The 22,926-nt window shown below is 64.7% G+C and carries 28 protein-coding genes; 8 read left to right on the forward strand and 20 right to left on the reverse strand.

Features of this window, described 5'->3' with window-relative positions; genetic code table 11:
- The first annotated feature begins 154 nt into the window (after nt 1-154).
- Nucleotides 155-772 (forward strand): PadR family transcriptional regulator, encoded by a 618-nt coding sequence (locus CAF53_RS05820; protein WP_100237562.1) that lies wholly within the window; start codon nt 155-157, stop codon nt 770-772.
- 3 nt (nt 773-775) lie between these two features.
- Nucleotides 776-1,054 (forward strand): DUF2218 domain-containing protein, encoded by a 279-nt coding sequence (locus CAF53_RS05825; RefSeq protein WP_100237563.1) that lies wholly within the window; start codon nt 776-778, stop codon nt 1,052-1,054.
- 98 nt (nt 1,055-1,152) lie between these two features.
- Here CAF53_RS05825 and CAF53_RS05830 read toward each other — a convergent pair whose 3' ends face one another.
- The 10 genes from CAF53_RS05830 to CAF53_RS05870 all read right to left on the reverse strand — a co-directional run bounded on the left by CAF53_RS05830 (nt 1,153) and on the right by CAF53_RS05870 (nt 9,240).
- Entirely contained in the window at nt 1,153-2,664 is a 1,512-nt protein-coding gene (locus CAF53_RS05830) for a M56 family metallopeptidase (protein ID WP_100237564.1), read from the reverse strand.
- Entirely contained in the window at nt 2,661-3,029 is a 369-nt protein-coding gene (locus CAF53_RS05835) for a BlaI/MecI/CopY family transcriptional regulator (RefSeq protein ID WP_046761780.1), read from the reverse strand. The genes CAF53_RS05830 and CAF53_RS05835 overlap by 4 nt, the downstream gene beginning before the upstream one ends.
- A gap of 378 nt (nt 3,030-3,407) precedes the next feature.
- Nucleotides 3,408-3,740 carry a Grx4 family monothiol glutaredoxin gene (grxD, locus tag CAF53_RS05840; RefSeq protein ID WP_046762549.1) on the reverse strand — a complete coding sequence of 111 codons (333 nt, stop codon included), beginning with the start codon at nt 3,738-3,740 and terminating at the stop codon, nt 3,408-3,410.
- A 57-nt stretch (nt 3,741-3,797) separates the two neighbouring features.
- Nucleotides 3,798-4,031 carry a BolA family transcriptional regulator gene (locus CAF53_RS05845; protein ID WP_100237565.1) on the reverse strand — a complete coding sequence of 78 codons (234 nt, stop codon included), beginning with the start codon at nt 4,029-4,031 and terminating at the stop codon, nt 3,798-3,800.
- A gap of 19 nt (nt 4,032-4,050) precedes the next feature.
- Complete coding sequence (locus tag CAF53_RS05850; RefSeq protein WP_046761782.1) at nt 4,051-4,374, reverse strand: DUF1476 domain-containing protein; 324 nt, start codon at nt 4,372-4,374, stop codon at nt 4,051-4,053.
- Between the two features lie 57 nt (nt 4,375-4,431).
- Nucleotides 4,432-5,025: a 3-isopropylmalate dehydratase small subunit gene (gene leuD, locus CAF53_RS05855; protein WP_046761783.1), complete on the reverse strand. Its 594-nt coding sequence runs from the start codon at nt 5,023-5,025 to the stop codon at nt 4,432-4,434.
- Complete coding sequence (locus CAF53_RS29010) at nt 5,025-5,153, reverse strand: hypothetical protein (protein WP_269748601.1); 129 nt, start codon at nt 5,151-5,153, stop codon at nt 5,025-5,027. The genes leuD and CAF53_RS29010 overlap by 1 nt, the downstream gene beginning before the upstream one ends.
- Nucleotides 5,150-6,604 (reverse strand): 3-isopropylmalate dehydratase large subunit, encoded by a 1,455-nt coding sequence (leuC, locus tag CAF53_RS05860; RefSeq protein ID WP_046761784.1) that lies wholly within the window; start codon nt 6,602-6,604, stop codon nt 5,150-5,152. The genes CAF53_RS29010 and leuC overlap by 4 nt, the downstream gene beginning before the upstream one ends.
- Before the next feature lie 104 nt (nt 6,605-6,708).
- On the reverse strand, nt 6,709-7,395 hold the full coding sequence (locus CAF53_RS05865; protein WP_100237566.1) for a glutathione S-transferase family protein: 687 nt from the start codon (nt 7,393-7,395) through the stop codon (nt 6,709-6,711).
- A gap of 252 nt (nt 7,396-7,647) precedes the next feature.
- Complete coding sequence (locus tag CAF53_RS05870; protein ID WP_100237567.1) at nt 7,648-9,240, reverse strand: isocitrate lyase; 1,593 nt, start codon at nt 9,238-9,240, stop codon at nt 7,648-7,650.
- Between the two features lie 150 nt (nt 9,241-9,390).
- On the opposite strand from CAF53_RS05870, the gene CAF53_RS05875 reads away from it, so the two are divergent.
- Nucleotides 9,391-10,803, forward strand: coding sequence for a helix-turn-helix transcriptional regulator (locus tag CAF53_RS05875; protein WP_100237568.1), 1,413 nt, complete (start codon nt 9,391-9,393; stop codon nt 10,801-10,803).
- Between the two features lie 140 nt (nt 10,804-10,943).
- Here the strand turns inward: CAF53_RS05875 and CAF53_RS05880 are convergent, their stop codons facing one another.
- The 4 genes from CAF53_RS05880 to CAF53_RS05895 all read right to left on the reverse strand — a co-directional run bounded on the left by CAF53_RS05880 (nt 10,944) and on the right by CAF53_RS05895 (nt 13,889).
- On the reverse strand, nt 10,944-11,567 hold the full coding sequence (locus CAF53_RS05880) for a hypothetical protein (protein ID WP_197707371.1): 624 nt from the start codon (nt 11,565-11,567) through the stop codon (nt 10,944-10,946).
- A gap of 119 nt (nt 11,568-11,686) precedes the next feature.
- Nucleotides 11,687-11,890, reverse strand: coding sequence for a hypothetical protein (locus CAF53_RS05885; RefSeq protein WP_046761788.1), 204 nt, complete (start codon nt 11,888-11,890; stop codon nt 11,687-11,689).
- Between the two features lie 376 nt (nt 11,891-12,266).
- Nucleotides 12,267-12,731 (reverse strand): hypothetical protein, encoded by a 465-nt coding sequence (locus CAF53_RS27020; RefSeq protein WP_157035774.1) that lies wholly within the window; start codon nt 12,729-12,731, stop codon nt 12,267-12,269.
- 219 nt (nt 12,732-12,950) lie between these two features.
- Entirely contained in the window at nt 12,951-13,889 is a 939-nt protein-coding gene (locus CAF53_RS05895; protein ID WP_100237569.1) for a right-handed parallel beta-helix repeat-containing protein, read from the reverse strand.
- Nucleotides 13,890-14,028: 139 nt separating this feature from the next.
- Here CAF53_RS05895 and CAF53_RS05900 point away from each other — a divergent pair, with 139 nt between their 5' ends.
- Nucleotides 14,029-15,531, forward strand: coding sequence for an ABC transporter substrate-binding protein (locus CAF53_RS05900; protein ID WP_100237570.1), 1,503 nt, complete (start codon nt 14,029-14,031; stop codon nt 15,529-15,531).
- 80 nt (nt 15,532-15,611) lie between these two features.
- Nucleotides 15,612-16,034, forward strand: a complete 423-nt coding sequence (locus tag CAF53_RS05905; RefSeq protein ID WP_100238708.1) for a DUF4112 domain-containing protein — start codon at nt 15,612-15,614, stop codon at nt 16,032-16,034.
- Here the strand turns inward: CAF53_RS05905 and CAF53_RS05910 are convergent.
- Together CAF53_RS05910 and nadC are read right to left on the reverse strand one after the other, a co-directional pair.
- On the reverse strand, nt 16,031-16,825 hold the full coding sequence (locus tag CAF53_RS05910; RefSeq protein WP_100237571.1) for a ribonuclease T: 795 nt from the start codon (nt 16,823-16,825) through the stop codon (nt 16,031-16,033). The two genes, CAF53_RS05905 and CAF53_RS05910, sit on opposite strands and share 4 nt — an antisense overlap.
- Nucleotides 16,818-17,681, reverse strand: a complete 864-nt coding sequence (nadC, locus tag CAF53_RS05915) for a carboxylating nicotinate-nucleotide diphosphorylase (protein WP_100237572.1) — start codon at nt 17,679-17,681, stop codon at nt 16,818-16,820. Before nadC ends, CAF53_RS05910 begins: the two co-directional genes overlap by 8 nt.
- A gap of 74 nt (nt 17,682-17,755) precedes the next feature.
- On the opposite strand from nadC, the gene CAF53_RS05920 reads away from it, so the two are divergent.
- Together CAF53_RS05920 and CAF53_RS05925 are read left to right on the forward strand one after the other, a co-directional pair.
- On the forward strand, nt 17,756-18,094 hold the full coding sequence (locus tag CAF53_RS05920) for a metalloregulator ArsR/SmtB family transcription factor (RefSeq protein WP_100237573.1): 339 nt from the start codon (nt 17,756-17,758) through the stop codon (nt 18,092-18,094).
- Nucleotides 18,091-18,576 carry an SRPBCC domain-containing protein gene (locus CAF53_RS05925; protein ID WP_100237574.1) on the forward strand — a complete coding sequence of 162 codons (486 nt, stop codon included), beginning with the start codon at nt 18,091-18,093 and terminating at the stop codon, nt 18,574-18,576. The genes CAF53_RS05920 and CAF53_RS05925 overlap by 4 nt, the downstream gene beginning before the upstream one ends.
- A gap of 35 nt (nt 18,577-18,611) precedes the next feature.
- Here the strand turns inward: CAF53_RS05925 and nadA are convergent, their stop codons facing one another.
- From nadA to CAF53_RS05940, 3 genes are all read right to left on the reverse strand, one after another.
- The gene (nadA, locus tag CAF53_RS05930) at nt 18,612-19,598 is read right to left on the reverse strand and encodes a quinolinate synthase NadA (RefSeq protein WP_100237575.1); all 987 of its coding nucleotides are present in this window, start codon (nt 19,596-19,598) and stop codon (nt 18,612-18,614) included.
- Nucleotides 19,599-19,776: 178 nt separating this feature from the next.
- Nucleotides 19,777-20,496 carry a DUF4230 domain-containing protein gene (locus tag CAF53_RS05935; protein WP_100237576.1) on the reverse strand — a complete coding sequence of 240 codons (720 nt, stop codon included), beginning with the start codon at nt 20,494-20,496 and terminating at the stop codon, nt 19,777-19,779.
- Nucleotides 20,481-21,359, reverse strand: coding sequence for an MBL fold metallo-hydrolase (locus CAF53_RS05940; protein ID WP_100238709.1), 879 nt, complete (start codon nt 21,357-21,359; stop codon nt 20,481-20,483). Before CAF53_RS05940 ends, CAF53_RS05935 begins: the two co-directional genes overlap by 16 nt.
- Nucleotides 21,360-21,424: 65 nt before the next feature.
- Here CAF53_RS05940 and CAF53_RS05945 point away from each other — a divergent pair, with 65 nt between their 5' ends.
- The gene (locus tag CAF53_RS05945; RefSeq protein ID WP_100237577.1) at nt 21,425-22,321 is read left to right on the forward strand and encodes a tyrosine recombinase XerC; all 897 of its coding nucleotides are present in this window, start codon (nt 21,425-21,427) and stop codon (nt 22,319-22,321) included.
- Here the strand turns inward: CAF53_RS05945 and CAF53_RS05950 are convergent.
- Nucleotides 22,318-22,917, reverse strand: a complete 600-nt coding sequence (locus CAF53_RS05950; protein ID WP_100237578.1) for a DedA family protein — start codon at nt 22,915-22,917, stop codon at nt 22,318-22,320. The two genes, CAF53_RS05945 and CAF53_RS05950, sit on opposite strands and share 4 nt — an antisense overlap.
- Between the last annotated feature and the right edge of the window lie 9 nt (nt 22,918-22,926).

Genomic DNA, 22,926 nt, shown 5'->3' on the forward strand with positions numbered 1-22,926 from the left:
GGCGGGAGCCCGTCCCCGGCGTTGGAACCAGCGCCACCTTCGCAGGAGCATGTGGCTCTTTCGTCATAAGCGATATTAAAAGATATATCGTAATCCTTGACGAGGTCTGATTTTAAGATATATCTCAATACATCGAAAAACAGTTGAGAGATATATGATGCATTTTCATCATGCGCATCGCGGCTTGCGTGGTTTTGGGCGCGGCCATCATCATTTTGCGGGACCGGACGGCTTCGGCCGGGGCGGTTTTAGCGGTCATGGCGACGGACGCTTCGAAGGCGGGCCTTTTGGCGGAGGACGCGGAGGCGGCCGGCGGCGCCTGTTCGGCAACGACGCGCTGAAACTCATCCTCCTGAAACTGATCGCGGATAGTCCGCGCCATGGCTATGACCTCATCCGCGAGATCGAGGCATTGTCGGGCGAGGTCTACGCGCCCAGCCCGGGCGTGGTCTATCCGACGCTGACGTTGCTGGCTGACATGGACCTGATCGCCGAGCAGCCGGGCGAAAGCAGCCGCAAGCTCTTTGCCATCACAGAGGCGGGGACCGCCCATTTGGCGGAGCATGAGGCTGGCGTGCGGGAGGTCATGGACCGCCTGGGTTCTCTGGCGAAGAGGGCCGAGCGCACCGACGGCGCGCCGATTCGCCGGGCGATGCACAATCTGGGCATGGCGGTCCGGGCGCGGCTGGAAAAGGAAGGCGCCGATGCCCAGACCATGTTCGACGTCGCTTCGCTGATCGATGAGGCTGCCAGCAAGATCGAAAGGCTATAATCCATGACTTTGACCGCAAACGTACCGACCACCAACGCAAGCCGCTATCTCCAGCAGCTATGCAAGCATTGGAGCCACAAGTTCGAAACCGAATTCGACGCGCAAAATGGCAGGATCGCCTTCCCCATGGGGTCGATCCGGATGGCGGCGCAAGCCGAGACGCTCACCGTCACCATCGAACCGGAGGAGGGCGCTGATATCGAACGGTTCAAGCAGGTGCTGGCCGATCACCTCGACCGCTTCGCCTTCCGCGAAGCGCCCCTGAGTTTCGATTGGCGGTAGATGGGTGGAAAACGGACATTCCCCGTCCCGCCTGCGGAGGGGAATGTCTTAGATTGGCCATTTCCTGAAATTCCAAATCATCCGCGCAGCCTATGGCTTCATTCCTCCTCGTCCATATGCGCGATTTCCTTGTCGAGATCGCGCAACACGTCGGCGCGGATCTTGTCCGACATCCTCGCGGCGGCAGCAATCTGCGCGCGGGCGGCGATCAGCCCGACACGGGCGGCGCGATGCGCCTGCGCCGAAATCTGCGCCTCGCAGATGCGGACACGGATATGGCGGCGGCCGTCCGCATCCACGGTCTCGCGGCGATTGACGCTCCTGCCCTCTTCGCAACCGTTGGCGACATCGACATCCGGCACCGTGCGGCGGATTTCCGCTTCGCTGGGAATGGCATGGGACAGGGCACGGCCGTCTTCATCGCGCAAGCGCATCGGCTGCGCTGGAGGAAGCGGCGGGACCGGTGGGATCATGTCGGCGGCGGGCGCTGGAGGAATAGACGGGACGGCGGGCACCGACGGAACATTGGCGGCGGTGTCCCCTGTGCGGACATGGGGCGCAAGCTTGGGCGCGGAGGATGGTTCCGGCACCTGGGGAATCGCGATTTCAGTGGCGGAAGCGGGCTGCGCGACGAGATCGGCCAGCCGGCCGAAATTCATCGAGTCGACCTTTTCAGTGATCGCGGCGACCTGCTGCGCCGCCCGGCTGCCCGACGCGGTCAGCGCCAGACCCGACATGGTGACCAGAGCAACCGCCGCCATGCCCCAACTGATCCGGCGTAGCGACATTTCATGGGCAGAGAGCATTTTCAGCCTCCCTTTGAGCGCAGTGATGGGATTGAGGTGGCAGGCGCCGGCGAAGGGATGTCCCGCGGCAGCCTTCAATATCGCGCGTCCGTAGACAGGGGCCTGATCCTGTCCGTAAAGCGCCAGCACCCGCGCATCACAGGCCTGTTCCTGGTCGGCGCGATAGGCACGATAAGCGATCCAGGCGACGGGATTGCACCAGTGCAGCCCCAGCAGCAGCAGCGCGATCATATTGGCGGCCAGATCGCCACGCTGATGATGCGCACGCTCATGGGCGATCGCCATGGCCCGTTCCTGCGGATCGAAGCGCAGCGCAAAATCGGCGGGCAGCACGATGAAGGGTCGCAATATGCCGAACGCCAACGGTCCCCCGGCCCGTGGGCTGGAAACGATATGAATACGCCCCTCTTCGCCGACCGGCGTCGCGCCGTTCAGGATGAAGCGGCGGAAGCGCACATAGCCGACCGCCTGCACCGTCAGAAAAACGACCAGGCCGAGCAGCCAGAACGACACCCAGATCTCCAGCCAGGGAATGGTCGCTTCGGCGCGCGCCGGCAGTGCAGCCATCGCCGGTGCGGCGTCCAGCAAGGTCGGCAATCCCGCCCGGTCCACCGCCATCTGCAAGGGTGAGGGATAGACAACCTCCTGCGGCAGGGCGGGCAGCATCATGCGTGCCAGCGGCAGCAGCCACAGACAATAGGCTGTCCCTGCCCCCAACCACCGTGCCACCGGTCGCCGCAACAGCATGACGATAGCCATCAGCAGGGTCGTGGCGATCAGCGTTTCAGCGATCCAGACGCTCATGATTTCAATCCTTTCAGGATTTCCTCAAGCTCGGCGATATCTTCCGCGGTCAGCTGGTCCTGGCTGGCGAGATGGGCCACCAGCGGCGAGACACGCCCGCCAAACAGCCGGTTGACCAGCCGTCCCGACTCGCTGGCAACATACGCCTGCCGGGGGACGAGCGGGCGATAATAAAAGCGACGGCCATCCTGATCGGCGGCGATGACATCCTTGGCCATCAGGCGGGAGAGCAGCGTCTTGACCGTCTGGACGCTCCAATCGCGGTCGGCGGCGACGCGATCGGCCACTTCGGCCGCCGTTTGGGGCGCGGATTCCCACAGCGCCTCCATCACCACCAGTTCCGCTTCGCTGATCTTTTCGCTCACGACGGGTTCATCCAACCGGGACTCGACAACTACAAATGTAATCGCATCGATTACGTCTGTAGTCAAGACATGGGGCCGGAGTGTCGGCCTGCCTTACAGGTCCGGCTTCCGGTGGAGCGCTATTAACCCTCACAAGCACGGACATGCGGGCTTTTTATACCCTGGCACGCAGTTTGCGACGCTTTCCACATTCCGTTCAACTATCGGGAGGATACAGGCAACAGTCTCCGCCGTATCCTCCCACCCGGTTGTCTCAGGACAGATCAAGCAAGCCCTGTTCCTGCCTTCGCAGGAATGCATGGACGCGTTGTTCAACCGGCATGAAAAAGGCGGCCCGGAGAACCGAACCGCCTTTCCGACAGTTTTTCGGGAAAAGGCTCAGTTGGCCTGGGCGACGCCCTCATCGGCCATCAACTGCTGCAATTCGCCCGCCTCATACATTTCCATCATGATGTCGCTGCCGCCGACAAATTCGCCCTTCACATAAAGCTGCGGAATGGTCGGCCAGTCGGAAAAGGTCTTGATCCCCTGACGCACGCCCTGGTCCTGGAGGACGTCCACGCTTTCATAGGCGACGCCCAGATGTTCCAGGATCGCGATGGCGCGGCTGGAAAAGCCGCATTGCGGGAAGAGCGGCGTGCCCTTCATGAAAAGCACGACGTCATTGCCATTGACGATATCGGCGATCCGCTGCTGCACGGCGTCGGTCATCTTTTGGTCCATTCCTGTCAGGCGCCGCAGTCTGGCGCACATATTGTCCGATGGCCGTTAATTGGGAACGGCGGTGGTCAGTTGCAAGGCATGAAGCACGCCGCCCATGCGTCCGCCCAGCGCCGCATAGACTGCCCGCTGCTGCGCGACGCGGTTCATGCCCCGGAAACTCTCCGCAACGACGCGCGCTGCATAATGATCGCCGTCCCCGGCCAGGTCGGTGATCTCGACCTGCGCATCGGGGATTGCGGCGCGGATCATGTCCGCAATGTCTTCGGCAACCATCGGCACGGTGGAATGATCCTGATGCTTATTGGGCTTCGATGAACATGCGGCGGGCGATCACCTGCTGCTCGTCCAGAGCGGCGCGAACGCCCGCTTCGTCGATCTCGATACCGGCCTGGGTCATGTCGCCCAGCAGCTTGCGGATGACATCCTCGTCACCCGCTTCCTCGAAATCGGCCTGAACGACCGCCTTGGCATAGGCGTCGGTCTCTTCGGGCGTCAGGCCCATTTTCGCCGCCGCCCATTCGCCGAGCAGCCGGTTGCGCCGCGCCTGGATGCGGAACTGCATCTCCTGGTCGTGCGCGAACATGTTTTCAAAGGCCTTTTCACGGTCGTCGAAGGTGGTCATGCCTGTACCCTGTAAAGAAATGGGATCGTTTCGTCCGAAATAGGAGGATCGCGCCGCTTACGCAACGACGGGAACGAGCCAGGGCCGCGTTCCGGCATCCTTTGCCTCGAACTGGCTGATCGTATCCGCCTGTCCCAGCGTCAGGCCGATTTCGTCCAGCCCACCCAGCAAACAATGCTTGCGGAACGGATCGATCTCGAACTGGAAGCGGTCCTGGAACTGGGTCGTGACGGTCTGATGCTCCAGATCGACATGGATCGGATCGCTCTTGGCGACTTCCATGAGCCGATCGATCGCCTCCTGCGGCAGCACCACGGTCAATATGCCGTTCTTGAAGGCATTGCCCGAGAAGATGTCTGAGAAGCTGGGTGCGATCACCACCTTGATGCCAAGGTCGGCCAGCGCCCAGGCGGCATGTTCGCGGCTGGACCCACAACCGAAATTGTCGCCCGCGATCAGGATCGGACTGCCAGTATATTCGGGATCGTCGAAGACGTTGCCCGGTTCCTTGCGCAGCACTTCGAACGCGCCCTTGCCCAGGCCCGAACGGGAAATGGTCTTGAGCCAATGCGCCGGGATGACGATGTCGGTATCGACATTCTTCATCCCGAACGGATAGGCCCGGCCGTCGACGATATTCAGCTTTTCCATCAATGCGCCTGCTTTTCGCCGGGGTGCGTCTTCGAAGCGGTGAGCGTCTCTTCCGCGCGCCCCAGGGTCGCCGCCATGGCGGCACTGGCCAGCGCGCCCAGCGCCAGCAGCCAGAATACTTTCTTCATGCGACCGCCTCTCCCCTTTTTACGCCCATCAATTCGCGCACGTCGGTCAGATGGCCGGTGATCGCCGCGGCGGCGGCCATGACGGGCGAGACGAGATGCGTCCGCGCGCCGGGACCCTGCCGACCCATGAAGTTGCGGTTGCTGGTGGAAGCGCAACGCTCGCCCGCGGGCACCTTGTCCGGGTTCATGCCCAGGCAGGCCGAACAGCCCGGTTCCCGCCATTCGAAACCCGCATCCAGGAAGACGCGGTCCAGCCCTTCCGCCTCGGCCTGGCGCTTGACCAGGCCCGAACCGGGGACGACCATGGCATGTTTGATGCCAGCCGCGATATGGCGCCCCTTGAGCAGATCGGCGGCGGCGCGCAGGTCCTCTATCCGGCTGTTGGTGCAACTGCCGATGAACACATGCTCGATCGCCACATCCTCCAGCCGCTGTCCGGCGGTGAGGCCCATATAATCGAGCGACTTCTGCGCGGCAGCCCGCTTGGAGGCGTCCGCGAAACTCTCGGGATCGGGAACCACCCCCGTGACCGGCACGACGTCCTCTGGGCTGGTGCCCCAGGTGACGTTCGGCGCGATGTCGGCGGCGTCGATCACGACGCTCTTGTCGAACACGGCGCCTTCGTCCGTCACCAACGCCCTCCAATAGGCGATGGCTGCGTCCCATTCCGCGCCCTTGGGTGCCATGGGGCGTCCCTCCAGATAGGCAATGGTCTTCTCGTCGGGCGCGAACAGGCCGGAACGCGCGCCCGCCTCGATCGACATGTTGGCGACAGTCAGGCGACCCTCGATCGACATATCGCGGAACACCGAGCCGCGATATTCCATGACATAGCCGGTGCCGCCCGCCGTGCCGATCCGGCCGCAGATCGCCAGCGCCACATCCTTGGGCGTGACGCCCGGGCCCAGTTCGCCCTCCACCACGACTTCCATCGTCTTCGACTGTTTCAGCAGCAGCGTCTGGGTGGCGAGCACATGCTCGACCTCCGACGTGCCGATGCCGAAGGCCAGCGCGCCCAAAGCACCATGCGAACTGGTATGACTGTCGCCGCACACCAGCGTCGTTCCGGGCAGGGTGAAGCCCTGTTCGGGACCCACGACATGGACGATGCCCTGTTCCGCATCCGCATCGCCAATGTAACGGATGCCGAATTCGGGCGCGTTCTTTTCCAGCGCGGCCAATTGCTGTGCGCTTTCGGGATCAGCGATGGGAATGCGGTTGCCGGCCGCATCGCGGCGCGGCGTGGTTGGCAGGTTATGATCGGGCACCGCCAGCGTCAGATCGGCCCGGCGCACCTTGCGGCCTGCGAGCCTTAGCCCCTCGAACGCCTGCGGGCTCGTCACCTCATGCACGAGGTGGCGATCGATATAGATCAGGCAGGTTCCATCGGGACGGCGTTCGACGACGTGCGCGTCCCAAATCTTCTCATAGAGCGTGCGGGGCTGTACCATAGCCCCTTCCCCTAGCCCCAGACAGGACGAGGGAAAAGGGGGAAAGCAGCCAATTTTTGCTGTTGGCGCGGATAGCCATGCCGCGATGATGCAAGGTCGGGCAGTCAGACGGCGCGATGATCCTCGACGATGCGGCCGGCGGCGCCGATTTCCGCTTCATGGCTTTCCTCGCGCCATGTTTCGGCGAGCGCTGCACTTTCCCATTCGCGCATGGCGGGCAATGCCAGCATATGGTCGACCCAGGCCTTCGCGGCTGGTCCGACCTCCAGTCCATAGGTCCGCACGCGAAACACCACCGGCGCGTAGAAGGCGTCGACCGCCGTGAAGACCGGTCCGGCGAGAAACGGCCCACCGAAGCGGGACAACCCCTCCCCCCATAGTTCGGCAAGCCGCGCGACGTTCCGGTTGAGCGCGGGCGAGGGCAGATGCGGCTCCACCCGCACGCCGACGTTCATCGGGCAATCGTTGCGCAGCGTGGCAAAGCCGCCGTGCATTTCGGCCACGGCGCATTGCGCCCAGGCCCTCGCCCCCTCCGCCTGTGGCCAGACAGCGGGATGGCGATCCGCCAGATAAAGGGTGATGCCCAGCGAATCCCAGATGGCGCGGTCGCCGTCGACCAGAACCGGCACCTGACCCGTGGGCGAGAAATCGCGGAAGGCCGCGTAATTCTCTGCCGCTGCGAACGGTTCCACGCGGTCGGTGAAGGCGATGCCCAGCGCTTTCATCAGCACCCAGGGGCGCAGCGACCAACTCGAATAATTCCGGTTGGCGGTGATGAGGGTGTAGGACATGCGGCTTCTCCCCTTGCTGAAAGGCGCGCGGAGGATAGGCGCTCGCTCCTCCGGACAAAAGGCGGAACAGCCGAAGCGTTGACAAGCTGACCTTATGAAAAAACGGCCCGGAGCATGACGCTCCGGGCCGTCCAGTCCTTCCACCCTGATCGCGAAGCTTGCACCTCCGCGATCCGGACTTGTCAGCAGCCTTTCGGCGGCAAACTGGTTGCCCCGCGGCCTTTAGGCTGCAAACTGATTCCCCTGCGGCCTTTAGGCCGCAAACTGATTCATCGTGTTGTGGACGCCGCCGGCCTTCAGCGCCGCTTCACCCGCGAAATATTCCTTGTGATCATCACCGATGTCGGAGCCCGACATGTTCTGATGCTTGACGCAAGCGATGCCCTGGCGGATTTCCTTGCGCTGGACGCCCTCGACATAACCCAGCATGCCCGCCTCGCCGAAATATTCCTTGGCCAGATTGTCGGTCGACAAGGCAGCCGTGTGATAGGTCGGCAGGGTGATGAGGTGATGGAAGATGCCGGCCCGGGCCGCCGCATCCTTCTGGAAGGTGCGGATCTTCTCGTCGGCCTCAAGACCCAGTTCGGTCGTGTCATAATCCGCGCTCATCAGCTTCGCCCGGTCATAGCCGCTGACGTCCTTGCCTTCCGCCGTCCAGCGGTCGAACACCTGCTGGCGGAAGTTCAGCGTCCAGTTGAACGACGGCGAGTTGTTGTAGACCAGCTTCGCGTTGGGAACGACTTCGCGGATGCGGTCGACCATGCCGGCGATCTGCTCGATATGGGGCTTTTCCGTTTCGATCCACAGCAGGTCCGCGCCGTTCTGGAGCGAGGTGATGCAGTCGAGGACGCAGCGGTCCTCACCTGTGCCGGTGCGGAACTGGAACAGGTTGGACGGCAGGCGCTTGGGACGGAACAGCTTGCCGTCGCGGGCCAGAACAACGTCGCCGCGCAGCGTGTTGATGTCCGTGACCTCCTCGACGTCGAGGAAGCTGTTATACTGGTCGCCCAGGTCGCCATCTTCCTTGCTGTAGGCGATCTGCTTGGTCAGGCCCGCGCCCAGCGAGTCGGTGCGGGCAACGATGATGCCGTCGTCGATGCCCAGTTCGAGGAAGGCGTAGCGGACCGCGCGGATCTTCGCGAGGAAGTCCTCATGCGGCACGGTGACCTTGCCGTCCTGGTGGCCGCACTGCTTTTCGTCCGAGACCTGGTTCTCGATCTGGATGCAGCAGGCGCCCGCCTCAATGAACTTCTTGGCGAGCAGGTAGGTCGCCTCGGCATTGCCGAAGCCCGCGTCGATGTCCGCGACGATCGGGACGACATGGGTTTCATATGTGTCGATGTCGTGCTGGATCTTCTGCGCCTTGACCTCGTCGCCGGCTTCGCGGGCGGCGTCCAGGTCGCGGAACATCATGCCCAGTTCACGGGCATCCGCCTGCTTGAGGAAGGTATAGAGTTCCTCGATCAGCATCGGAACGCTGGTCTTTTCATGCATCGACTGGTCGGGCAGCGGGCCGAATTCGCTGCGCAGCGCGGCGACCATCCAGCCGGACAGGTACAGGTAACGGCCCTTGGTGGTGCCGAAATGCTTCTTGATGCTGATCATCTTCTGCTGGCCGATGAAACCGTGCCAGCAGCCCAGCGACTGGGTGTAGTTGGCCGGATCGGCGTCATAGGCGGCCATGTCGCGGCGCATGATGCCGGCAGTGTAGCGGGCGATGTCGAGGCCGGTGTGGAAGCGGTTCTGGAGACGCATCCGGGCGACCGATTCGGCTGCGATGCCGTCCCAATGGCCCTGACCGCCGATGGTGGTGCCGGCCTTCGTGATTTCCTGGCTGTAGGTCATGACTGCTCGATTCCATGAATGTGGTGGTGAATTGATGGCGCTTTTCTAGAAGGGCTTTCGCGGGTGCGGCAGAGGGCGTGAAGTTCAGTTGTAGAACTTTACAAGAATTGCGTGTAAAGTTGTAAAGGCTGCACAGGAGCGTTTGTCGAGATGGCCAAGGATCGTCCGGTTTACATGGGGCCGCGCCTGCGCAGGCTGCGGCGGGAATTGGGCCTGACGCAGGCGGACATGGCGGCGGACCTGGAGATTTCCGCCAGCTATGTGGCGCTGCTGGAGCGCAACCAGCGCCCGCTGACCGCCGACATGCTGCTGCGCCTTGCCCGCACGTACAAGATGGACATGAGCGAGCTGGCGGGCGACGGCGGCGCGGAGCAGACGGCGCGGTTGCAGGCGGTGCTGAAGGACCCGATGTTCGCGGACATCGACCTGCCGGTGCTGGCGACCGGCGATGTCGCGGTCAATTATCCGGGGATCACCGAGGCCTTGCTGCGGCTGCACACGGCCTATCGCGAGGAGCAACTGGCCCTCGCCGATCAGGGGGCGGAACGGCCCGAGGCCGCGGAGGCGCCCGATCCGGTCGCCGAATCGCGCCGTTTCCTGGGGGCGCGGCGCAACAGCTTTCCCCTGCTCGACGATGCGGGGGAGAAGCTGGCGGCGGAGGCCGAGGCGGCGGGCGGGCTGTCCGCCGGGGGATTGGCCGCATGGCTGAAGGCGAAGCATAATCTGCGGGTGCGGCGGCTGCCGACCGAGGTGATGGCGGGATCGATGCGGCGGCTGGACCGGCATCGCGACGCCGTGCTGCTGGACGATGCGCTGGACGGGGCGAGCACGGCCTTCCAGTTGGCGTTGCAGATCGCCTATCTGGAGATGCGGCGCGATTTCGAGGCGCTGCTGAAGGACGGCCAGTTCGCCAGCGAGAGCGGACGGCGGCTGACCCGGCGGGCGCTGGCCAGCTATGCCGCGGCGGCGATCCTGATGCCCTATGGCGCCTTTGCGAAGGCGGCGGAGGCGCGTCGATACGATGTGGAGGCGCTGGCCCGCCAGTTCGGCACCAGTTTCGAACAGACCGCGCATCGCCTGACCACGCTGCAAAAGCCGGGGCAGGAGCGCGTGCCTTTCTTCTTCCTGCGGGTGGACCAGGCGGGCAATGTCAGCAAGCGGTTGGACAGCGCGGGCTTTCCCTTCGCGCGCCATGGCGGTTCCTGCCCACTCTGGTCGGTGCACCATGCTTTCGAACGGCCGCGCGAAGTGCTGACCCAATGGCTGGAACTGCCGGACGGGCAGCGCTTCTTCTCCATCGCGCGGACGGTGACGGCGGGCGGCGGCGGCTGGGGCGTGCCGAAGATCGAGCGGGCGATCGCGCTGTGCTGCGCGGCGGAGCATGCGCACAAGCTGATTTATGCGGCAGGCGAATCTGCCGGTGAGCCGACCCCGATCGGCGTCACATGCCGGCTGTGCCATCGCAGCCAGTGCATGGCCCGGTCCGCCCCGCCGATCGGCCGCGACATGCTGCCGGAGGATTTCCGGCGGACCCATACGCCCTTCGGCTTTGCGGACAGGTGATGGCGGACGGACGATCATGGCGGGTCCGGCGGAGCTGCGCCGGACCCGTCCGCCCCTTTTTTCCCTCAAAACGGCTTTGCCGTCATTTCTGGGCCGTCAGATGATGCCATCCGAGTGGCCATCAATCTCTGGCCATCGATCTAACGCAGATGGGAGCCGGGCAGGTCATGCCTGGGCATATCATCCTGCGGCAACCGGGTCACGCGGGGCGCCATGCGGTGATCGACCGGCTCATGCACCAGATCGTCGAACAGCGCGCGATAGTGGATCATTGCCCGGCGGAGGTCTTCGGTATCCGCCTCGCCCCGCGCGTGGCGAACCGCGATGTCGTGGGCGGACCGATAATTCTGCACCACCTCGGGATGGTCGACCGACAGGTCGGCGGAACGCTGTTCGAAATCCGATAGGGGATAGCCGCGCACCTCCATCACTTCGGTCAGCAGCACGTCCGCGCGCGACACCGCGCCCTGCGGATCATCGACGAACTGCGCTTGCACCCGCACCCAGGCATCGGTGAAGGCATCGGCCTGCTGCGGCGAAAGCGGACGGATGGTGAAGGCGGCGACGCGCTTCTCGCGTTCCTGCAATTCGGCCTCGGCCTTGCGCTGGCTCCCGGTCATTTCAACCGTCCGGCCATATTCGGGGCCGAATTTGGCGCGCAGATTGGCACGGCGGCGATTGGCGGCGACCATCATCGCGATCGCAACCACCAGGACAAGCGCCAGAAGCGCCAAACCCACTTCCAGCGGGGTCAGAGTGACCATGACATCCTTCTCCTCACGGCCCCTTCAAAGCCGCAATCGACGCCCGCCGCCATTGCGGGAACAACCGGTTTTGGCCGGCTTTGTTCCGGCTATGGCGCGGGGGCGTGGGGGAAGAAAGGCTAACCCTCTATAAGATCGAGATAAGCCACCACATCATTGTCCGTGGCGAGGAACAGGCCGTCCTGCATATCCTGCGGCTGTTGCTCGGCAAGGAGCAGCGCCTCGTTCAAGGGGCCGTAGAACAGGGTTGTCGCCGCGCCGCCACCATCGGCGTCGCTGAGATGATAGAGGCGGACGGTGGCCGAGTTGTAGGTGGTGCGCATGGCGGGATTATCGGCGCGGTGGCGTGGGGGTGCAAGGGGGGCTTTTTGGGTGGTGAGCGGACTGTCAGGTTATAGGCTGGTAACAGCCAGAAACTGACGTTACCATTCTCTGATGGATTTATCGGGCTTCCTCCTGATCCCAGTCGCAGCGGTAATCGCTGCCGTCTGGATTGTTGGTACAGCCTTCATTTCGAAGCGAAGACTCGGCTTCCGCTCGCCGTTTCTACTCTCCTATGGGTTAGGCGTGATCTTCATGCAGCCCTGGAGAATATCGACTTGGGAGCATTTCGGCATGTTCACCATCATGCTTGTCATGCTCGTATTTTGGGTCGCAATAGGCTGCCTTATCGGCGGTTTACCGGCCACTTTGGCGGTTTCAATCGTGCGCAAATTGCGGCGGCGCATTATTAGCTGATAGTCGGCTGTTGGATTGGGAAGCCCACAAATCTAACGGCAACAAGTGGTCGCCTGCTGCTGAGATGCCATAATTAACGACAGGTCGTCGTGCGCCCCACGAACCTTCCACGCATCTCCGCTGCTTACAGAGACCGCTCTCCAACACATATTGGCGCACAAACGCGATCCGGCCTGATGGAGCGTCGGGTGCAAATTCGATCCACAAACGCCCCGCGCCGACGGGCATCGCCGCATACTGCCGAACGTAACGCACAAATTCAGCATCATCGAGCTTTTGACCGTTCCATTCGATGGTCCCGGAGCGTTGAACTTGCACAACATAGCCGTCGCGAAAACCGGTGCCATGATCAACCGGTATGGTCGCTTCACCTCCATCACACGCGGTGAGCGCCAATAGGATAAAGGGAATAGGGACAATCCGCATCACACTATCCTATGGAAGTGAAGGCATGTCCGCTATGAAGAAAGCACAGGCCGGCCCACAATGGCAATTTCTGGTCGTTTTAAGCCAAAAGCCATTCGTCATGGCGGGCTTGGTCCGGCATCCCGCTTTCTTTTCCACGGTCGGTCCGTGAAGAAGCGGGACCCCGGATCAGGTCAGGGCTGACGGTTGATTGAGGGTTTGATTGCGGGCGAGGGTCCTTCAGCGGCGGTCGGTGATCTTGATCCCGCTGGCCAGCCGGTTCGGGCCGATCCTTACCGCGTCGTCGGTGAAATTGGCGACGAAGCTGCTGCTGCGTTGCAGGCCCGGCACGAAGGAGGCGCTGTTGCCCGTGATGGTGAGGCCCGCGCTGTCCTGTTCGCGGCCCTCGGGCGCCACGGTGATGAAGGCGCTGTAATTGTCCTTGTCCCGGCCCTGCACCATTTCATTGCCGCTGATCGTGCCGCTGGCGCCATTGGACAGGTCGATCATATAGTTGGTGAGCCGTCCGGCGCTGTCGTCGAAGCTGTTGCCGGCGATCGTGACGCGGGGCGTGCGGGTTTTCAGATAATGGCCGCCATCGCCCTGGTCGAAGCGCGAGCGGGTGACGCTGAGGCTGCCATAGCGGCCCACATAGATGCCGTGGGCGCAGGCGAGATCGCGGTCGCAGCGGCCGAGATGGCGGAAGGTGGACTTGTCGATGCTGATGCTGTTGCCGGGGGCGTCGCCGGTCAAAATGCCTTCCTCGCTGTTGCGGAACAGGCTGTTGCTGACGGTGAGGTCGCCGCTTTCCAGGCGGATGCCCGCGCCATTGCCGTCGGGCACGCGCAGATTCTGGAAGATGAGGCCATCGATCGTGCTCGATCGGCCGCGCAGCACCAGCGCCGCCTTCTGTTCGCAGGCAACGCCGTCGAGGATCACGCTGCCGGGCTGCTTCGCCCGGATGGTGATGTCGCCACCCTGTTGCACCGCGCATTGGGCATAGCTGCCCGGTGCGACGATGACCGTGCCCTTGCCGTTGCCGATGGCCCGGATCGCATCGTTGAGCGTCGCATAGGCCCGCCCGCTTTCCGCCACGGTGAAGGGCGAGGCGACGCCCTGCGCCAGAGCGGTGGCCGTCACGGCGGCGGACAGCAGCAGGATGGTGGAAAAGGCGCGCATATCCAAAGTTATAGGCGCAGCGCGCGGTTCAGCCAAGGCCAAGTCATGGTTAACGAAAACTTGTTCCGCATTGGGACAGGATGGCGGCGGGACATGAGCGGTTGGCGGCGGCACTCTCCCGGGCTAAGCCTTTACCGGCATGTCCCTGGCCCCGCCCCGTCCCTTTCTCGCCTGCCTTGCCCTGCTGGGGGCGCTTTCCCTGCTGGGGACGCTGAGCGGCTGTTCCGACGAGGGCAGCGGGCCGGTGGCGGTGAGCGTCATCGGCACGCCCGCCGATTTCGCCACGCCGCTCGACTATCTTCCCGATCCGGGATCGAAACTGTATCTGGAGGCGACGGCGCAGGGGCTGGTCGCGTTCGATGCCGGGGGGGAGATATTGCCCGCGCTCGCCCAACGCTGGATCGTGCAGGATGACGGGCGCAGCTATATCTTCCGCCTGCGCCGTGCCTTCTGGCCCGACGGGGCGCGGGTGACGGCGAAGGATGTCGGGCGCATCCTGATGTCCCGCATCGACATGCTGCGGCGGCTGGACCCGTACGGACCGCTGGACGCGGTGCAGGATGTGGTGGCGATGACCGGCGAGGTGATCGAGATCCGGCTGGCCACGCCACGCCCCTATCTGCTCCAGATGCTGGCGCAGCCGCAAATGGCGGTGCTGTCGCGCGACGGCGGGACCGGACCCTATCGGCGCGTGGCGCTGGACAAGGCGCTGGGCAAGGCGCTGAAGCTGGTGCCGGTCGAGCGGGCGACCAACGAGTCGGGCGACGAACTGCCGGTGCCCGCCTGGCAGACGCGTATCCTGAGGGCGGAGCGGGCGGCGCTGGCGATCGTGCGGTTCCAGCAGGGCGAGGCGGCGCTGGTGCTGGGCGGGCGCTTTGCCGACCTGCCGCTGCTGGTGCCCGCCGGGGTGGATCGCGACGATGTGCGGATCGATCCGGTGCAGGGGCTGCTGGGGCTGGCGGTGACGGGAAACGGCACGCTGCTGGACGATGACGGCGTGCGGCGGGCGATCGCCATGGCCATCGACCGCAGCCAGTTGCCGGTGATGTTCCCGGTCGGCGGATGGGCCACGACCGAACAGATCGTGCCGGGGCAGATCGACCTGCCGGAACCGCCCGCCGTGCCCGATTGGTCCGGCATGGCGATGGCCGACCGATGGGCGCAGGGACAGGCGGTGATGAAGCGGTGGCGCAGCGAGCATGGCGATCCGCCGACGCTGCGCGTGGCGCTGCCCAAGGGGCCGGGCGCGACGATGCTGTTCGGGCTGGTGCGGCATGACCTCAGCATGATCGGCCTCACTGTCGAGCGGGTGGAGATGGAGGCGGAGGCCGACCTGCGGCTGGTCGACGAGGTTGCTGCCTATGACAGCGTGCTCTGGTATCTGGGGCGGATCGGCTGCGCGCGGAAGGTGCATTGTTCCGCGCAGGCGGAGGCGACGTTGCAGGCGGCGAGCACGGCCGGCAGCCTGGACGAGCGCATGGCACGGGTGGCGCAGGCCGAGGCGCTGATGCAGGCGCATAACGGCTATATCGCGCTGGGCGCGCCGGTGCGCTGGTCACTGGTGGCGCGGCGGCTGACCGGGTTCACGGCCTCGCCCCGGGCGCGGCACCCATTGAACCATCTGTTCCGGAGCACCAACTAGAGCATCGCGCGCAAAAGTGGGAACCGGTTTTGCGAAAAACGCGATGCGGCATCAAAAGCCGGTGTCTGGAGGACAGGATGATGGCGATTTCCCAGGAACAGTTCGACCGGATCGTGCGCGACATGCCGGGTTTCGGCCGCGATCCCGCTTCGGTGCGCAGGCGGATCGAGGCGATGGAGGCGTTGCTGGAGGGGCTGTTCGTCATCCCCGGCACCAACCGGCGGGTCGGGCTGGACAGCCTGGTCGGGCTGATCCCGGTGGTGGGCGATTTCGCCACGGCGGCGATGGGCGCGTGGATCGTGTGGGAGGCGCGGAACCTGGGCATGTCGAAATGGCAGCTGACCCGCATGGCGGCCAATGTCGGCTTCGACACGCTGGTCGGCGCGATTCCCTTTGCCGGGGATATTTTCGACTTTCTGTTCAAGTCCAACACGAAGAACCTGCAAATCATCCGCAGGCATCTGGACCGGCACCATCCCTCGACGGTGATTGTCGAGGGTTAGTCCTTCGGGATTTCCGCGTCGGGATCGAGGTCAAGGATCAGGCCGGCCCGGCTGGCGGGCACGACGCGTTTAGGATTGGGGATGTTCGGGCCGGGGGTGATGCGCAGCGAGGCCTTTTCGCTCGCACCGCCCTGATGTGCGGGGCAGCGGGCGAATTCCAGTGCTTTGTCCATGCAGAGCCAGATTTCATCAAGCCGGTTGTCGCGCGTCGTGGTGACGCGCATCATCTCGGCGCGCATCCCCTTATTGGCGGCGGCGAAGGCCTGTGCGAACTGGCTGACGGTGAGGTTCCTGTGGCGCGTCAGCGCGGCCATGTCGGGGTAGCGGATCAAGCGGTAGAGGGTGCGCGAAAGGTTGAAATAAAGCTCCGGCTTCGTCGTCATGCACGTGCCGTGCTTGGCCCATTCATGCTGGAGGAGTTGGATCGAGGGCGTCGAGCAGAGATTCTGGCGGATCACCGGCCGCGGCAGCAGGTCGGTCGCGCGGCAATATTGCGGCCAATCCTTACCCACGCCATCGGGCCAGAGGCCGTGGAGGGTGAAGCCGAAGCGGCCGTTGTGGCGCTTGCACTGGAAGGCATCGTCGCTGCCCTTGGCCGTGGCGCAATATTGCGGCGACCAGGTGAGCGCCAGCGTGTAGCCGCCGATCGGGAGCAGGCGACGGGGCTGATCGCTGTTCGGCAAATCCGGACGGGGACGGGGCATCTGCGGAGGAATATCGCATTGCGCCGCCTGCGCCATGGCACGAACAGGCGCCAGAAGCAGGAGAACGAGAAGCAGATATCTAAGCATAAGCGAAGTCCAGTCCGATATCGGCGGCGGGGGCCGACTGGGTCAGGCGGCCGACGCTGATATAGGTGACGCCGGTTTCCGCCCTGGCGCGGATGGTTTCGAGCGTGACGCCGCCCGAAGCCTCCGTCGGCACGCGGCCGCCGACCAGCGTGACCGCGCCGCGCAGGGTGGGCGCGTCCATGTTATCGAGCAGCAGATGGGTGGCCCCGGCGGCGAGCGCGGGTTCGATCTGGTCGACGCGATCCACCTCCACGATGATGCTGGCGATGCCGGCGGTGGCGGCGCGGCGGACGGCCTCCTCCACCGATCCGGCGACGGCGACATGATTGTCCTTGATCATCGCCGCGTCCCAAAGCCCCATGCGGTGATTGGTCGCGCCGCCCATGCGGGTGGCGTATTTTTCCAGCACGCGCAGGCCCGGAATGGTCTTGCGCGTGTCGAGCAGCGTCGCCCCCGTGCCCAGGATCGCATCGACATAGGCGCGGGTCATCGTCGCGATGCCGGTCAGATGCTGGACGGTGTTGAGCGCGGAGCGTTCGGCGGTCAGCATGGCGCGGGCCTTGCCCCGGATGCGCATGATGTCGGTGCCCGCCGCCACGCGGTCGCCATCCTGTTTCAGCAGCTCGATCTCCACATCCGGGTCGAGCGCGCGGAAGAAGGCGGCGGCGATCGGCAGGCCCGCCAGCGTCACGGCGTCGCGGCTGTCCATCACCCCGTCGAAGATCGCGTCGGCGGGGATCACCGCTTCGCTGGTGACGTCGCGGCCTTCCGGGCCGAGATCCTCCGCCAGGGTCGAGGCGATGAAAGCGCCAAGGTCGAAGCCGGGGAGCGAAAAAGGGGAAGAATCAGCGGTCATAGCGAGCGATGTGGCACAGTCGCCGGACGGTTGACAGTCCCTGATTAAAATTATATAGCCTTTTAGCTATATAGATGGAGAGCGATGTTTTGCAGCCTGCCGAGCTCGACCGGATTTTCAGCGCCCTCGCCGATCCCACGCGCCGGGCGATCCTCCACCGCCTGGCCAGGGGCGAAGCGACGGTGAACGCACTGGTCGCGCCGTCCGGCCTTCGCCAGCCGACCGTGTCGAAGCATCTGAAGATATTGGAGGATGCCGGCCTCGTGTCGCGGGGTCGCGCCGCGCAGACCCGGCCGGTGCGGCTGGAACCCGCGCCGCTCAAGGCCGCGGCGCAATGGCTGGGCGATTATGAAGCCTTCTGGAACGCCAGCTACGACCGGTTGGAAGCCTATCTGAAGGGAGAGGAAGCATGAGCGACGAACCCGAATCGGTGCGCGAGATTGTCATCACCCGGCTGATCGATGCACCCGCGCCTCTGGTCTTTGCCGCCCATGCCGATCCGGTGCATGTGAAGCGCTGGTTCGGGCCGGTCGGCTGGCCGCTGACGAAATGCGAGATGGATTTCCGGGTCGGCGGGCAGTTCCGGTTCCAGATGATCAGCAGCGAGGGGGAATTGGGACCGCCCTTTGGCGGCACCTATCTGGAGATCGTGCCCCATGTGCGGATTCGGTACGACAATGGTTTCGAGGCGCCCGGTTCGCCGGTGATGGTGACGACGATCAGCTTTGCCGAGGATGCGGAGGGGCGAACGTTGCTGACGCACCACACCCTGTTCGAGAGCAAGGCGATGCGGGACGAATATCTGGGCGTCGGCTTCGAGGAAGGGACGAATTCGGGGCTGGACCAGTTGGAAGGGGTCGTGGCGGAACTGGTGGCGGAGGTTGGCGGGGGTTAGGGCCCTCTCCCCGGAAGGGAGAGGGGAAAGACAGGTCAGCGGTTGCCCAGATCGCCCTGCCCCACCGTGCCGCTCGCCATTTCGAGCATCCGGTCGAGGCTCTTCTTCGCACCGAGGCGGAGTTGTTCGTCCATCTCGATGCGGGGCTGGAGGTCGCGCAGCGCCAGATAGAGCTTTTCCATCGTGTTGAGCGCCATGTACGGGCAGATATTGCAGTTGCAATTGCCGTCCGCGCCGGGCGCGCCGATGAAGGTCTTTTCCGGCACCGCCTTTTGCATCTGGTGGATGATGTGCGGTTCGGTGGCGACGATCAGCGTGTCGCCGGGCATCGTCTTCGAAAATTCCAATATGCCGCTGGTCGAGCCGACATAATCAGCATGGTCGACGATATAGGGCGGACATTCCGGATGCGCGGCGATCGGCGCGTCCGGGTGCTGGGCCTTCAATTTGAGCAATTCGGTTTCGCTGAACGCCTCATGCACGATGCACACGCCCGGCCAGAGCAGCATGTCGCGGCCGAGCTTGCGCTTGAGATAGCCGCCCAGATGCTTGTCCGGGCCGAAGATGATCTTCTGCTCCTTCGGGATCTGCGCCAGGATCTTTTCCGCCGAGGAGGAGGTGACGATGATGTCGCTGAGCGCCTTCACCTCCGCCGAGCAGTTGATGTAGCTCAAGGCGATATGGTCGGGATGGGCTTCACGGAAGGCCTTGAACTGGGCGGGCGGGCAACTGTCCTCCAGGCTGCAACCGGCATCCATGTCGGGCAGGACGACGATCTTTTCGGGGCTGAGGATTTTCGCGGTTTCGGCCATGAAGCGCACGCCGCAGAAGGCGATCACGTCCGCGTCCGTCTCCGCCGCCTTGCGCGAGAGTTCGAGGGAGTCGCCGACGAAATCGGACAGGTCCTGGATTTCGGGCTTCTGATAATAATGGCCGAGGATGACGGCGTTGCGTTCCTTGCGCAGCCGGTCGATCTCCGCGCGCAGGTCGATCCCCTGCGGGATGGTGGTCATCGCAGTCATGTGCCTCACTCCTCTCAGGCCTCCGCGCCCCCTCGGGGACTGCCCAGGCATGGCGTTCAGATGGTGCCGAGAAGTGTGATTTTCGAGTACCGGAGCGCAGCGTACTTCAGTACGTGAGCACCGGAACGGAGAAAATCGCGCTTCGCAGGCCCGTATGGACGCCATGCCGGGGCAGCCCCTAGCGGGACTGTCGCTTGTTGGCCAGTACCTCGTTGATGGGTGTAGTCACGTCCCATCGTTCGCGATTCCTGTCGGTGCGTTCCGGCGGGAAGGTGACGATCACCCGCGCGTCGCCATAGCCGAGCGCCCCAAGCGGCGCGCCGAGCAGCCTGCCGAGCGCGGCGCGGCCATAATCGCGGGCCTGCGCCATGCGTTCGGGCGAGCGGGCCTCCTTTTCGGCGCGGCCCTGCGCATGGGCCGAGGTGCGGCGGCTGAGTTCCTCGCCCGCCTTGCGGGTGACGATGAGACCGTTGGTCTGGACCAGCGTGCGGCGGCTTTCGTCGATATTGGGGCGGCCCGGCTTCACATCGGGCGCGTTGACGATGAGCGTGCGGGTCTTGTCGTTCCATTCCAGGTCGCTGGCGTCGATGCCGCTCACATCGATGAAATAATCCACCGAGAAGGGCATTTTGACGACCTGATCGGACTTGAGCCAGCCGAAGCCGCGCACATCCTGCGCCGTGCTCTGGATCGTGCCGGAGAGTTCGGACACCTTGAGGCTGGCGGCGCCCGCGAAACGCTCCGCAATGAGCTTCGTGACGGCGGTGCCGTCATCCTCCACGCTTACCGCATAGTCGCGCTGATAGCGGTGCCAGCCGACCAGCATGGCCGCGCCGACGATCAGGAGCAGCAGCGCGGCGGCGATGGCCCCCGCATGGCGTTTCAACGCAACTGCCATCGCCCATCCCCCGTCGCGGCGGCGATGCCGCGTCCGTCGAGGTCGATGAGATGCGCGAGGACCGAGCGCCCCGCGGCGCTGTGCAGGCGCGGGTCGACGCCCTTGTACATTTCAACGACCATATCGGGGATTTCCGAGGCGCCGTTGCGTTCGAGGAAGCGCACTATCTGGCCCTCACGCTGCTTGCGGTGGCCCATCATGCCGCGCACCAGGCGCCGGGGGCTTTCCACCGGGTCGCCATGGGCGGGATAGTAGATCAGGTCATCGCGGTCGAGCAGCCGCTGCATCGAGGCCATATAGTCGGTCATGTCGCCATCCGGCGGCGAGACGATACTGGTCGACCAGCCCATCACATGATCGCCGGTGAAGAGCGCATCTTCCTCCAGCAGCGCGAAGCAGAGATGGTTGGAGGTGTGGCCGGGCGTGGCGACGGCGGCGAGCGTCCAGCCCTGGCCGCCGAGCCGTTCGCCGTCGGCCAGCACCCGGTCGGGGCGATAGGCGGCGTCGAAGGCGGCGTCGGCGCGGGGGCCGTCATCGTCCAGCGTCAGCGGCGCGCAGCCGATGACGGGGGCGCCGGTCCGGGCGCTGAGCGGTGCGGCGGCGGGGCTGTGGTCGCGATGGGTGTGGGTGCACAGGATCGCCGTGACCGGGCGGCCGTCGATCGCGTCGAGCAGCGCGGCGAGATGCGCCGGATCGTCCGGGCCGGGATCGATGACGGCAACCTCTTCCACGCCCACGACATAGGTCTGCGTGCCGGTATAGGTGAAGGGCGAGGGATTGGGCGCCAGCACGCGCGCCACCAGCGGGGACAGCCGCATCAGCGTGCCCGTGGGAAGATCGGCCAGGTCGAAGGGAGTTGCCATGTCCATCCCCATGTGCCCATTTTCGGGCGGTTTTCAAGGGCGATCCCCTGCCCTACAGTGCACCCATGACGGCTTCAGGCGATCTTTGCGAACAGTGGCGGCGGCATCTGGCGCTCGACCGGCGGCGGTCGGTGCATACGGTGCGGGCCTATATGGCGACCGCCGAGCGGCTGGTCGCCTTCCTGGAGGAGCATCGCGGCGAGGCCGTGACGGCGGCGATGCTGGCAGGAGTCGAACAGGCGGATTTGCGGGCCTTCCTCACCGCCCGGCGGATGGACGGGATCGGCAATGTGTCGGCGGCGCGGGAATTGTCGGCGGTGCGCGGATTCCTGAAGTTCGTGGGCGGCGAGGATGCGCGGGTGCCGTTGATGAAAGGACCAAGGGTGAAGCGCGGGCTGCCGCGCCCGGTATCGCCCGATGAGGCGGTGGCGCTGGCGGAGGATATTGCCGAAACCGCGCGCGAGCCGTGGATCGGGGCGCGGGACTGGGCGGTGCTGCTGCTGCTTTACGGCGCGGGACTGCGCATCGGGGAGGCGATGGGGCTGACCGGGGCGGTGCTGCCGCTCGGCGAGACGCTGCGGGTGACGGGCAAGCGGGGCAAGACGCGCATCGTGCCGCTGCTGCCCAGGGTGCGGGAGGCGATCGAGGCCTATGTGGCGCTATGCCCCTTCGGGACGGAGAAAGACGCGCCGCTGTTCCGGGGGACACGGGGCGGGCCGCTGTCGCCCGCGCTGATCCGCCGGGCGGTGCAGGGGGCGCGGGGGCGGCTGGGGCTGTCGGACCGGACGACGCCGCATGCGTTGCGGCACAGCTTCGCCACGCATCTGCTGGGGCGCGGGGCGGATTTGCGGTCGTTGCAGGAATTGCTGGGCCATGCCAGCCTGTCCTCTACCCAGATCTATACGCAGGTGGATGCGGCGCATCTGCTGGACGTCTACCGGAATGCGCATCCCCGGGCTTAGCCGCGGGGTTTCCACGTCGCGAGGCGCCAGAGGTAGAAGAGCAGCGCGCCGATCACGCAGGCCGTTGCCGCCGGGCCGACATATTTGTCGATGTCGCGGAAATTCTGGCCAAGGACGAAGCCCGCATAGGCGAGGATGATATTCCAGATGAGGGCGCCCCCGGTCGTCCAGAGCAGGAAGCGGAGATGCCCCATGCGGAACAGCCCGGCGGGCAGCGAGATCATCGTGCGGAAGGCGGGCATGAAGCGGAACACGAACACGACGATCTGGCCATATTTGCCGAAGATATGGTCGAGCGCCTCGACATCCTTCCATTCCAGCGTGGCCCAGCGGCCATAGCGGTCGACCAGCGGCTTCAACCGGCCGAAGCCCAGATAATGGCCGATCAGATACCAGAAATAATTGCCGATGGTCGTGCCCACGGTGCCCGCGAAGAGCAGCAGCCCCATGTCCATCCGCCCCTGCCCGACGCGGATGCCGCCAATCCCCATGATGAGTTCGGAGGGGATTGGCGGGAAGACGTTTTCGATCACCATCAGGGCGAAAATGCCCCAATAGCCGCCCGCGTCGATCAGGCGGAGGACCCAGTCGGTCATGATGCGGCG

The sequence above is a fragment of the Sphingobium sp. LB126 genome, from assembly GCF_002795205.1.
GTDB lineage: Bacteria > Pseudomonadota > Alphaproteobacteria > Sphingomonadales > Sphingomonadaceae > Sphingobium > Sphingobium chungbukense.